We start from the raw sequence: 11748 nt of genomic DNA, 5'->3' as shown, positions 1-11748 counted from the left end.
GCCCGGAACTGCGCGATCCGATAGGAGATGCCCACAGGGTCAGAGTACGGCGTGGGCACTCGGCGACGCTCTGTGGTGCCTTCCCACCCGGCCGCTAGAGTCGGGGGGTGCGCACCTCTGTTCCCATCCGCATCGTCACGTGGATCGTGGCGCTGCTGGTCGGCGCCCTCTACGGGCTGGCCGGGACGATCGCGCACACGTTCACCGTCGGATGGTTCCCACTGGGACTGATCCTCGCGATCATCGGAACTGCCGCGCTGCTGCTGGCCGTGCGCCTGCTCACCTCGGATCGCTGGGCCACGCTCGCGACCGGCATCGGCATGATGGTCGCGACCTTGCTCTTCTCCGGCCGCGGACCCGGGGGATCGGTCATCGTCCCGGACTCGTCGCTCGGGATCGTCTGGACGATCTCCATTCCGATCCTCATCGCCATCGCGGTAGGCCTGCCTGACCGCATCCGCTTCCGACCGGAGAACTAGACTGGGCTCGTGACGTATGTGATCGCCCTGCCGTGTGTGGACGTGAAGGACCGCGCGTGCATCGACGAGTGCCCGGTGGACTGCATCTACGAGGGTGACCGGAGCCTGTACATCCATCCGGACGAGTGCGTGGACTGCGGCGCCTGCGAACCGGTGTGCCCGGTGGAGGCGATCTACTACGAAGACGACCTCCCCGAGGAGTGGTCGGACTACTACAAGGCGAACGTCGAGTTCTTCGACGAGGTCGGGTCACCCGGTGGGGCTGCGAAGGTCGGCGTGATCCACACCGACCACCCGATCATCGCCGCACTGCCCCCACAGGCCTGACGTGGGGGTCGCCGACCTCGCCGACTACCCGTGGGACGCGGTCGCACCGTACGCACAGCGTGCCCGCGCCCACGCCGACGGCATCGTCGATCTCTCGATCGGCTCGCCCGTGGACCGCACGCCCGCGATCGTGTCTGATGCCCTCGCCGCGGCGACGGACGCCCACGCCTACCCGCAGACGATGGGAACTTCCGCTCTCCGCGAAGCCGTCGTCGACTGGTATGCCCGGCGCCGCGGCGTGCCTGGCCTGACCCCCGCGCACATCCTTCCGACGATCGGGTCGAAGGAGCTCGTCGCACTCCTTCCGCTCCTGCTGGGACTCGGATCGGGTGACGTGGTCGTGCACCCGCGCGCCGCCTATCCCACCTACGACGTCGGGGCCCGGCTGGTCGGCGCGACGCCCGTCGCGGCCGACGATCCGGCCGAGTGGCCGGCAGACGCGCGCCTCATCTGGATCAACACGCCCGGCAACCCGGATGGACGGGTATGGGATGCCGCGCACCTGCGTGCCGCGGTGGCCCGCGCCCGGGAGATCGGAGCGGTACTCGCGTCGGACGAGTGCTATGCCGAACTGGGCTGGGAGGCGCCCTGGGACGCCGAGCCGATCCCCTCGGTGCTCGATGCGCGAGCGACCGGCGGCGACGTCACCGGCATCCTCTCGGTCTACTCCCTGAGCAAGCAGTCGAACCTCGCGGGCTATCGCGCGGCGTTMCTCGCGGGCGATCCGGAGATCATCGGCCCGCTGCTCACGGCCCGCAAGCATCTCGGGCTCATGCTTCCGGCTCCGGTTCAGGAAGCCATGGTCGCGGCCCTCGGCGATGAGGCGCACGTCGCCGCGCAGAAGGAGCGCTACCGCCACCGGCGCAGCGTGCTCAAGCCCGCGGTCGAGGCCGCCGGCTTCCGGATCGACTACAGCGAGGCCGGTCTCTACCTCTGGGCCACCGAACGCCGAGACGCCTGGGACAGCATCGGACGCCTCGCGGATCTTGGGATTCTGGCCGGCCCGGGCCACTTCTACGGCCCGCACTTCCCACGGCACGTGCGGCTCTCGCTGACCGCGACCGACGAGCGCATCGCCGCCGCGGCGGAACGGCTCCACCGCGCCCACTAGGCTGTAAAGGCGCGGGGGAGCGGCATCCGCCTCCCGCACGCAGGCTCGTCAGGCGCTCTATAGGCCCCGTCCCGAGCCGACGACCCCCCGGATCGAACAGAAATCGCGAGGAGGCGCCGTGAGCGACGCGGGCACAAAGCAGGACAAGGCAACCCTGATCATCGGCGATCGCACCGCGGCGCTTCCGCTGCTGCGCGGCACCGATGGCGTGCCGAGCATCGACATCTCCACCCTCACGCGCCAGACCGGTCACACGACGCTGGACTACGGGTTCGTGAACACGTCGGCGACCAAGTCGGCGATCACGTACATCGACGGCGACCAGGGCATCCTGCGCTACCGCGGCTACCCGATCGAGCAGCTCGCGCAGAACAGCACCTACCTCGAGGTGGCGTGGCTGCTCATCTATGGTGAGCTGCCGACCCCCGACGAGCTCGCCGACTTCGATGAGCGGATCCGCCACCACACGCTGCTGCACGAAGACCTCAAGCGCTTCTTCTCGTCGCTGCCGCACACCGCGCACCCAATGTCGGTGCTGTCGTCCGCGGTGTCCGCGCTGTCGACCTATTACGAGCACCAGTCCGATCCGAACAACCCCGAGCACGTCGAGCTCAACACGATCCGCATGCTCGCGAAGCTGCCGGTGATCGCCGCCTACGCGCACAAGAAGAGCATCGGGCAGGCGTTCCTCTACCCCGACAACGGCCTCGGATTCGTCGACAACTTCCTCAAGCTCAACTTCGGCGTCCTCAGCGAACGGTACGAGCTGAACCCCGTCATGTCGCGTGCGCTGGAGCGGCTGCTGATCCTGCACGAGGACCACGAGCAGAACGCCTCGACCTCGACCGTTCGGCTCGTCGGATCCACCGGCGCCAACCAGTTCTCGTCGATCTCTGCGGGCATCAACGCGCTGTACGGGCCGCTGCACGGCGGCGCGAACGAGGCCGTGCTCGACATGCTCGCGCGCATCCGCGATTCCGGCGAGAGCGTCCAGCGCTTCGTCGAGCGGGTCAAGAACAAGGAAGACGGCGTGAAGCTCATGGGCTTCGGGCACCGCGTCTACAAGAACTACGACCCGCGCGCGAGGCTCGTCAAGGAGTCGGCCGACGAGGTGCTGACCGAGCTGGGCGTGCACGACCCGCTGCTCGACCTGGCGAAGGAGCTCGAGGAACTCGCACTGAGCGACGATTACTTCCGCGAGCGCCGGCTCTACCCGAACGTCGACTTCTACACCGGCGTGATCTACAAGGCGATGGGCTTCCCGACGCGGATGTTCACCGTCCTGTTCGCCATCGGCCGTCTGCCCGGATGGCTCGCGCACTGGCGCGAGATGCAGTCCGACCCGCAGACGAAGATCGGTCGCCCGCAGCAGCTCTACGTCGGCGCCGCCGAGCGCAACTACCCGGGCGTGAGCTGACCCGCGCCGGCCTTCTGGCGCTGACAAGCGCGCGTTCGCTAGGTTGAGCGCTGGCGGGTGCATCCGCCGCCCCTCGGCGAATGGACAACGGCCATGTGGATTCAACCCTCGGACCCGCTCGGGATCCTCTGGCTCTCCGCGCTCGTCGCCGCCGTCCCGATCCTGCTCTTCCTGGTGTGCCTGGTCGTCTTCAAACTGACCGGCATCATCGCGGCCCTCATCGCGGTCGGCGCCGAGATCGTCGTGGCGCTGTGGGTGTTCGGGATGCCGGCTTCCGCAGCCGCCGGCGCCGGGCTCTACGGGCTTCTCAACGCGCTCTGGCCCATCGCCTACATCATCGTGATGGCCGTGTGGCTGTACCGGCTCGCCGTGGCGAGCGGACACTTCGAAGTCGTCCGCGGCTCGATCAGCAGCATCTCCGCCGATCAGCGCATCCAGGTGCTCCTCATCGCCTTCGCCTTCGGCGCCTTCCTCGAGGGGGCGGCGGGGTTCGGCGTGCCGATCGCGATCTGCGCGGCCCTCCTGGTGCAGCTCGGCTTCCGTCCGGTCAAGGCCGCCATGATCTGCCTGGTCGCCAACGTGGCGGCCGGCGCCTACGGGGCGATCGGCATTCCGGTCATCGTCGGCGCGAATGTCGGCGGCGTCGACGTCCAGGACCTGTCGCGGATGCTCGTCCTGCTGCTGCAGCCCCTCACCTTCTTCGTGCCGTTCCTGCTCGTCGTGATCATCGACGGCTGGCGCGGGCTGCGCGAGACGTGGCTCGCGGCGCTCGTGGTGAGCGTGGCGTTCAGCCTGGTGCAGGGCGGCGCGCTGTGGTTCCTCGGTCCGGAGCTCGCCGATCTCGGCGCGGGGCTCGCCGCGATGGCGGCGATCGTGGTGCTGTCGCGCTTCTGGAAGCCCCGGCACACCTTCCGCGAAGGCGGCGGCGAGGCGCCGGCTGTGCACCAGTACCCGGTGCGGGAGATCGCAGTCGCCTGGAGCCCGTTCTACATCCTCACCGCGTTCATCCTGGTGTGGAGCATCCCGGCGTTCAAGGACCTGTTCGCCGAAGGCGGGCCGCTCGCGTGGGCGGTGTTCAAGGTCCCCATTCCCGGGCTCACCGGCCAGGTCGAGACCGCTGCGGGTGCGACGGTCACCCAGACCTGGGACTTCACGCCCCTGAACGCGACCGGCACGGCGATCTTCCTCGCCGCGATCGTCGCGTTCTTCTTCATGCCCAAGCTCACCGCCCGCGACCTCTGGGCAGAGCTCGGCCGGACAGTCCGAGACTTGTGGCAGGCGATCACGCTCATCGCGCTCATCCTCGTGCTCTCGAACATCGCGAACTACTCCGGGGGATCCGCGACCATCGGGTCGGCATTGGCCGCCATCGGGCCCCTCTTCCCGCTGGTGGCGCCGATCATCGGATGGTTCGGTGTGTTCATCACGGGTTCGGTCGTCAACAACAACACCCTGTTCGCACAGCTGCAGGTGACGACGGCGAAGGCCATCGGCGTGCAGCCGACGGTGCTCATCGCGGCGAACACCGCGGGCGGGGCGACCGGAAAGGTCATCTCACCGCAGTCCATCGCGATCGCGGCAGGCGCCGTCGGGCTCTCCGGCCGCGAGTCCGAGATCCTGCGTGCGGCGATCGGCTACAGCCTCGGGATGCTCGCCGTCATCTGCGTGTGGACGTTCACGCTGTCCCAGATCGTTCCCGGCTGACCTCGGTCACCCTCCGACGGCGCGCTGGGGTCGCTGCTCGACCGTGGCAGCGTGGTCGGGCACGTAGTTCTCGATGTTGCGAGGGGGCCGCTCGTAGCCCTTCGAGGGCGACCGGTCAGGCACCACGACCTCCTCGCGCTCCACCATTTCGTAGCGCACCTGCGAGAGCAGGTGATGGATCATGTTGATGCGGCTCCGCCGCTTGTCGACCGACGGCACCTCGAACCAGGGCGCCTCGGGGATGTCGGTGTGCACGAACATCGTGTCCTTCGCGCGGGAGTAGTCCTCCCAACGGGTGATGGAGAGCACATCATTGGGGGAGAGCTTCCATCGACGCATCGGGTCTTCGGCACGGGAGCGGAAGCGGGCCTCCTGCTCCTGCGGCGACACGCTGAACCAGTACTTGAGGAGCACGACGCCGTCTTCGACCAGCATCCGCTCGAAGATCGGCGCCTGGTGCAGAAAGCGGTGGTACTCGACGTTGGTGCAGTAGCCCATCACCCGCTCGACACCCGCGCGGTTGTACCAGGAGCGGTCCATGAGCACGATCTCGCCGGCCGCGGGCAGATGAGGGATGTAGCGCTGGAAGTACCACTGCGTCTTCTCGCGCTCGGTGGGCGTGGGCAGGGCGACGACGCGGGTGACGCGCGGATTGAGGTACTCCGACACCCGCTTGATCGTGGAGCCCTTGCCTGCGGCATCCCGGCCCTCGAAGATCACCACGATCCGCGCGCCTGTCGCCTGCACCCAGGCCTGCATGTCGACGAGCTCCGCCTGCAGGCGCCGGAGCTCCTCCTCATACGCCTTCTTCGGCATCCGATCCGTCATGTGCGCGATCCTCTCACGCGTGCAGGGCTTCGTTGAGCGTGACGCCCACTCCCTTGCGGCGGACCGCCTCGATCGCACCCGTGAGCGAATTGCGGCGGAACAGCAGTCCGTCGCGGCCGGAGAGATCGGCGCCCTTGACCACAGGCCGCGACCCGTCGTGTCGGGGCGCCTCATCGGCGAGGACGATCTTCGACCCTGCGGTGACGTAGAGCCCGGCCTCGACGACGCAGTCGTCGCCGAGGGATATGCCGATGCCGGCGTTCGCGCCGAGGAGCGTGCGCGCGCCGATCGACACCTTGTGCGCCCCGCCGCCGGACAGCGTCCCCATGATGGAGGAGCCGCCGCCGATGTCGCTGCCATCGCCGACGACGACGCCTTGCGAGATGCGGCCCTCGACCATCGATGTGCCGAGGGTGCCGGCGTTGAAGTTGACGAAGCCCTCGTGCATGACAGTTGTGCCGGGGGAGAGGTAGGCACCGAGGCGCACGCGCGATCCATCCGCGATGCGCACCCCCGGCGGGGTGACATAGTCGAGCAGCCGCGGGAACTTGTCGAGGCCCTGCACCTGGATGCCGTCGCGCTGCAGGAAGGGCCGGAGCCGCGTCAGCTCATCGGGGTGCATCGGCCCGGCGGTGGTCCACCCCACGTTCGGCAGATGGCCGAAAATGCCGGTGAGGTCGAGATCGTTCGGCTGCACCAGCCGATGCGAGAGCGCGTGCAGCCGGAGGTAGGCGTCGGGAGTCGACGCCGGCGGTGCGTCGAGGTCGACCTCGATGGTCACGACGTCGACGGACACCGCCCGGCGGGCGTCGGCGACGGCGAGCCGCTCAAGGTCCTCTGGCGGCATCGACGGGTCGAGCCCGAGGGGGATCTTCCCGATCTTGGGTTCCGGAAACCAGGTATCCAGGATCGTGCCGTCTGCCGCGGTCGTCGCGAGGCCGATGCCCCATACCCATCGCTGATCGCTCATCGTTCCACGGTAGCGCCCTCGGGCGCTCGGTAGGATCGGGGGATGCCGCAGCTCGATCTCTCCGCGACCTCTGTCGACCTCACTCGCGCGATCTGCGACATCCCGAGCGTCTCCGGCGATGAGCGGGTGCTGGCCGATGCGATCCACGAGGCCCTCCGCGGTCTCGCCCATCTCACGATCCACCGCGACGGCGACACCATCGTGGCTCGCACCGACCTCGGTCGGGAGCAGCGGGTGGTGATCGCGGGGCACATCGACACGGTGCCGATCAACGGCAACGTACCCACCCGCGACATCACAGAGGAGGGGCAGGCGTTCATCTGGGGGCGCGGCACCGTCGATATGAAGGCCGGCGTCGCCGTGCAGCTGAAGCTCGCCGCGGAGCTCGTCGACCCGCGAGTCGACATCACCTGGATGTGGTACGACCACGAGGAGGTCGACGCCGATCTCAACGGCCTGACCCGCCTCGCCAAGACCCGCCCCGACCTGTTCGCCGCGGACTTCGCGATCCTGGGCGAGCCGTCGGACGGCGAGGTCGAAGGGGGCTGCAACGGCAATCTCCGCGCGATCGTGCGCACCACGGGGGTCCGCGCGCACAGCGCACGGGCGTGGATCGGCGAGAACGCCATCCACAAGGCCGCGTCCGTGCTCGCCCGGCTCGCCGAGTATCGGCCGCGCGAAGTGCCGGTCGAGGGTCTGGTGTATCGGGAAGGGCTGAACGCCGTCCGCATCTCCGGCGGCGTAGCGGGCAACGTCATCCCCGACCTCTGCGAAGTCGAGGTCAACTACCGCTTCGCCCCGAGCCGGTCCGCCGAGGAGGCCGCGCAGCACGTGCGCGACGTCTTCGCCAGCTACGACGTCGAGGTGGTCGACATCGCGGAGGGGGCGCGGCCGGGTCTGGACGCCGCTCTCGCGCGGGAGTTCGTCGCGGCGGTGGGCGCACAGCCGAAGCCGAAGTACGGCTGGACGGATGTCGCGCGTTTCTCCGCCCTCGGCGTGCCCGCGGTCAATTACGGACCAGGCAACCCGCACCTCGCCCATCACGACGAGGAGCGCGTCGCGATCGCCCAGATCGAGGATGTCGAGCGCGGGCTTCGGGCGTGGCTGACGACCTCCTGACGCCCACCGCGCAGCGCCGCCGGATCCCGGTCGCGGCTTCCATCGCGATCGTCTACCTTCTCGCGCGCATCGTGACGACGGGCATGCTTCTGGTCGCCGCGGAGCTGTCCGGCCAGGTCTCGCGTTTCGGCGCGAACGCCACCATCGGCGACCTCATGGTGGGGTGGGACGCCCAGTGGTACTGGTTCGTCGCGGTGAACGGGTATCCGGCCGACCTGCCGCTGACGGAGTCTGGGCTGGTCGCCGAGAACCAATGGGCTTTCATGCCGCTGTATGCCTACCTGGCGGCCGCGCTCGGGGGGCTGCTCGGCTCGTGGATCGCCGGTGCCGTCGCGATATCGGTCGTCTCGGGGTACCTCGCGTGCCTGGTGCTGTACCGGATAACGCGGATGCACGCCGACCGCACCACCGCGATGTGGGCGGTCGTGTTCCTCGCCGCGGCGCCCCTAGCTGCCCTGTTCCAGGTCGGCTATGCCGAGGCGCTCTTCCTTCTCTGGCTCTTCCTCGGCCTGTGGGTCGTACTGCAGCGCCGGTATGCGTGGCTGTACCTGCTCGTGCCGCTCATGGGGTTCACCCGACCGGGGGTGCTCGCGTTCGCGCTGTTCCTCGGCCTGCACGGCATCCATCGCTGGCTGACCCGCCGACGCGAGCCGTTGCCCGTGCGGCACATCGTGCACATCGTCGCCACCGGACTCCTGGCGGTCATCGTCGGGTTCGCCTGGCAGGTCGCAGCCGGGCTCGTGACCGGGGACTCCGAAGCGTACCTCTCCACAGAACTCGCCTGGCGCCGCAATTGGCTGCTCGATCCGTCCCCGCACTTCCTGCCGTTCGACGGCTTCGTCGCCGGGTCCGGGTTCTGGTTCGGGATCTGGGGAGTGGGAGCCGCGACCGGATACGTCGTACTGGCCCTCGGCGTGCTCGCGGTGGCCGCGCTGCTGCTGTTCGAACCGCATGTCCGGCGACTGGGCGTCGACCTGCGCCTCTGGGGCGCGAGCTATCTCGTCTACCTGCTCGCCGTCTTCTTTCCGCAGTCGAGCATCTTCCGTCTGCTTATCCCGCTCTCGCCGCTGTGGGGCGCAGTGGCGATGCCGAAGTCGACCGCGTGGCGAGTCGGCGTGCTGATCGCCTGTCTGATCGGCCAGTGGTGGTGGATCTACAACATGTACGCACTCGGGAATACCTTCTGGCAGATCCCGTGAGTCGGCGGCGGCGCGCAACAGGGCGTAGTCATCCCCAGCGGATTATCCGGTGTGTTGCCTGAGAGATAAACTTGATTCTGCAGACTACGACGAAAAGGAGCCGCGATGGCAGCGATGAAGCCGAGAACCGGAGACGGACCGATGGAGGCCGTAAAGGAGGGTCGCCTCATCATTGTGCGCGTGCCCCTCGAAGGAGGCGGCCGCCTCGTCGTCTCCGTGAACGACGCTGAGGCCAAGGAACTGTACGACGTGCTCGGCGGTGTCGTCGCCCCCGCGTGACGCTCCAGTGAAACGATGAACGGCCGGTCTTCGGACCGGCCGTTCTCGTCTGCGCGCTTCAGTCCGCTGCGACGGTGGTGAGCTGGAGCAGGCCCTCGCCGACGATCGAGAGTGCGCCGATCACGGCCGGGGAGGCCTGCGTCTCCTGGATGAGGGTGCGGTATGCCACGGTCACCGCGTCGCGGCGCACCGGGTCTGCGACGGCCCCGCCGCCCATGACGCGGGGGACGAGCACCGTTCCGCCCGGGCGGATGAGCCGCAGCCCGTGCTCGACGTAGTCGATCACGCCTTCGGGGTCGGCATCCACGAGCACGATGTCGTACGACGCCTCGTTCATCCGCGGGAGCACTTCGGCGGCGCGTCCGGTGATGAAACGCGCTCGTGCCGCGGGAATCCGCGCCTCGGCGAACAGCTGACGGGCGACCGCGAGGTGCTCCGGTTCGGTGTCGATCGTGGTCACCGTCGCTCGCGGAGCGCCGTGCAGCAGCCAGAGGCCGGAGACCCCGGCACCGGTGCCGATCTCGACGATGTTCAGCGCTCGTGATGCCGCGGCGATGACGGCGCACTGGGCGCCCACTGCTGCCGAGATCGGAGCGGCGCCGAGCTCCAGCGCGTGCGCACGCGCACGCGCGATGTGCTCGGGTTCGATCGTCGCCTCGTTCGCGAAGCGATAGTTCGCATCCTGCTCGGCCATTGGCGGTTCCTCCATGGTCAGCGTACGGTCCAGGGCGGGATCGAACTCTCAGGCGCGACGGTAACCTTGGGAGCATGTTCTTCGGGTTGACGATCGAGAAGCTCTTGGTGATCGGTGTGATCGCCGCGCTCATCATCGGCCCCGAGCGTCTGCCGCGGTACGCCGAGACGCTTGCCCGCTTCACGACCCAGGCGCGCGACTACCTGCGCGTCGCGCGCACCCGCGTCAAGGACGAGATGGGCGAGAACTTCGACGACGTCGACTGGCGCACGCTCGATCCGCGGCAATACGATCCGCGGCGGATCATCCGGGAGGCCCTCCTCGACGACGCGCCGGTGCCGCCGGTGCGCGCCGCTGCGGCGGCAGCCGCCGTGGTCGCGACCGCCCCGCTGGAGAGCAGGACCTTCACGCCCGACGAGACCCCGCCGTTCGACACGGAAGCCACCTAGGCCACGACGTCACCGCGGGGTTCAGCTCAGACGCAGCGGCAGGGAACGGCCGGACAGACCGCGAGGCTGGCCGGCGATGACCGCTGCCAGGGCCGCGATGGCGACGGCGGCCGGATCCTCGGGATGGGCGATCACGACAGGGATGCCGGCATCCGCGTCCTCCCGAAGGGACGTGCTGAGCGGAATCGAGGCGAGCAGCGGCACGGTCTCACCCTCGGCTGAGAGGGTGCGCGCGACGCGGTCGCCCCCGCCGGTGCCGAAGAGGTCGAGCACCGAGCCGTCCGGGAGGACCATCCCCGACATGTTCTCGACGACTCCGGCGACGGTCTGGCCGGTCTGTCGTGCGACGAGTGCGCTGCGGACGGCGACGTCGGATGCCGCGACCTGGGGTGTCGTGACCACGATGACCTCCGCGTGGGGGAGCAGCTGACCCACCGAGATGGCGACATCGCCGGTACCTGGCGGCATGTCGAGCAGCAGGATGTCGAGGTCGCCGAAGAACACGTCGGTGAGGAATTGGTTCACCGTCCGGTGAAGCATGGGCCCGCGCCATGCGACCGCTGAGCCCTCCTCGCCCGCACGGAGGAACATCCCGATCGAGATGGCCTTCACGTCGTGGGCGATCGGCGGCAGGATCATGTCGTCGATCCGCGTCGGCTTCGTCGTGCGGCCCTGCTCGTCGACCAGTCCGAGCAGCCCGGGGATCGAGAAGCCGTGCACGTCCACGTCGATGAGACCCACCAAGAGCCCGCGCGCGGCGAGTGCCACCGCGAGGTTGGCCGTCACCGTCGACTTGCCGACGCCGCCCTTTCCACTGGTGACCGCGATCACCCGGGTGAGGGAGTCCGGCCCGAACGGCATGACACGGACCGCATTGCCGCCGCGCAGCCGCTCGGTGAGCGCACGACGCTCGTCCGGCGACATCACGCCCACATCGAGTGCGACCTGTTCGACTCCGGGGACGGCGGCCGCGGCATCCGTCACCTCCCGGCGGATGCGGTCGGCCGCGGGACAGCCGACGATGGTGAGCACGATGCCCACCGATGCGAGGCCGCCGACCACTGCGACCTCGCGGATCATGCCGAGGTCATCGAGCGTGCGGCGCAGCTCCGGATCGACCACCGCCCCGACCGCGGCCCGCACCGCCTCGGACGAAGCGCTCACCGCGCCTC

13 protein-coding genes are annotated in these 11748 nt (G+C 68.9%); 9 read left to right on the top strand and 4 right to left on the bottom strand.

The window, feature by feature from the left end:
• Positions 1-107: 107 nt before the first annotated feature.
• The 5 genes from AC1DVT_RS12890 (at position 108) to AC1DVT_RS12870 (ending at position 5038) form a co-directional block, all read left to right on the top strand.
• Positions 108-479, top strand: coding sequence for a DUF6113 family protein (locus tag AC1DVT_RS12890; protein ID WP_457100238.1), 372 nt, complete (start codon positions 108-110; stop codon positions 477-479).
• A 9-nt stretch (positions 480-488) separates the two neighbouring features.
• A complete protein-coding gene (fdxA, locus tag AC1DVT_RS12885) occupies positions 489-806 on the top strand; it encodes a ferredoxin (RefSeq protein ID WP_457100239.1) in 318 nt (105 codons plus the stop codon).
• 1 nt (position 807) lies between these two features.
• Complete coding sequence (dapC, locus tag AC1DVT_RS12880; protein ID WP_477389441.1) at positions 808-1917, top strand: succinyldiaminopimelate transaminase; 1110 nt, start codon at positions 808-810, stop codon at positions 1915-1917.
• A 118-nt stretch (positions 1918-2035) separates the two neighbouring features.
• Positions 2036-3334: a citrate synthase gene (locus AC1DVT_RS12875; RefSeq protein WP_457100241.1), complete on the top strand. Its 1299-nt coding sequence runs from the start codon at positions 2036-2038 to the stop codon at positions 3332-3334.
• Positions 3335-3427: 93 nt separating this feature from the next.
• Positions 3428-5038 carry an L-lactate permease gene (locus tag AC1DVT_RS12870; RefSeq protein WP_457100242.1) on the top strand — a complete coding sequence of 537 codons (1611 nt, stop codon included), beginning with the start codon at positions 3428-3430 and terminating at the stop codon, positions 5036-5038.
• 6 nt (positions 5039-5044) lie between these two features.
• Here the strand turns inward: AC1DVT_RS12870 and ppk2 are convergent, their stop codons facing one another.
• Together ppk2 and dapD are read right to left on the bottom strand one after the other, a co-directional pair.
• On the bottom strand, positions 5045-5854 hold the full coding sequence (gene ppk2, locus AC1DVT_RS12865) for a polyphosphate kinase 2 (RefSeq protein WP_477389446.1): 810 nt from the start codon (positions 5852-5854) through the stop codon (positions 5045-5047).
• A gap of 25 nt (positions 5855-5879) precedes the next feature.
• Complete coding sequence (gene dapD / locus AC1DVT_RS12860) at positions 5880-6836, bottom strand: 2,3,4,5-tetrahydropyridine-2,6-dicarboxylate N-succinyltransferase (protein ID WP_477389439.1); 957 nt, start codon at positions 6834-6836, stop codon at positions 5880-5882.
• A gap of 42 nt (positions 6837-6878) precedes the next feature.
• On the opposite strand from dapD, the gene dapE reads away from it, so the two are divergent.
• The 3 genes from dapE (at position 6879) to AC1DVT_RS12845 (ending at position 9433) form a co-directional block, all read left to right on the top strand.
• On the top strand, positions 6879-7955 hold the full coding sequence (gene dapE, locus AC1DVT_RS12855) for a succinyl-diaminopimelate desuccinylase (RefSeq protein ID WP_477389437.1): 1077 nt from the start codon (positions 6879-6881) through the stop codon (positions 7953-7955).
• Positions 7937-9154 (top strand): mannosyltransferase family protein, encoded by a 1218-nt coding sequence (locus AC1DVT_RS12850; RefSeq protein WP_477389435.1) that lies wholly within the window; start codon positions 7937-7939, stop codon positions 9152-9154. Before dapE ends, AC1DVT_RS12850 begins: the two co-directional genes overlap by 19 nt.
• A 105-nt stretch (positions 9155-9259) precedes the next feature.
• Complete coding sequence (locus AC1DVT_RS12845; protein WP_127095811.1) at positions 9260-9433, top strand: DUF3117 domain-containing protein; 174 nt, start codon at positions 9260-9262, stop codon at positions 9431-9433.
• Positions 9434-9491: 58 nt separating this feature from the next.
• Here the strand turns inward: AC1DVT_RS12845 and AC1DVT_RS12840 are convergent, their stop codons facing one another.
• Positions 9492-10127 carry an O-methyltransferase gene (locus AC1DVT_RS12840; RefSeq protein WP_477389433.1) on the bottom strand — a complete coding sequence of 212 codons (636 nt, stop codon included), beginning with the start codon at positions 10125-10127 and terminating at the stop codon, positions 9492-9494.
• Between the two features lie 74 nt (positions 10128-10201).
• Between AC1DVT_RS12840 and AC1DVT_RS12835 the strand changes: the two genes are divergently transcribed.
• Positions 10202-10576 (top strand): twin-arginine translocase TatA/TatE family subunit, encoded by a 375-nt coding sequence (locus AC1DVT_RS12835; RefSeq protein ID WP_457100247.1) that lies wholly within the window; start codon positions 10202-10204, stop codon positions 10574-10576.
• A 21-nt stretch (positions 10577-10597) separates the two neighbouring features.
• On the opposite strand, the gene AC1DVT_RS12830 is transcribed toward AC1DVT_RS12835, so the two are convergent.
• Positions 10598-11740, bottom strand: a complete 1143-nt coding sequence (locus tag AC1DVT_RS12830; RefSeq protein ID WP_477389444.1) for an Mrp/NBP35 family ATP-binding protein — start codon at positions 11738-11740, stop codon at positions 10598-10600.
• Between the last annotated feature and the right edge of the window lie 8 nt (positions 11741-11748).

This window comes from Microbacterium sp. P2_F9 (genome assembly GCF_056403635.1).
The sequence above is the reverse complement of the archived record's forward strand: the minus strand, read 5'-3'. Positions and strand labels throughout refer to the sequence as shown.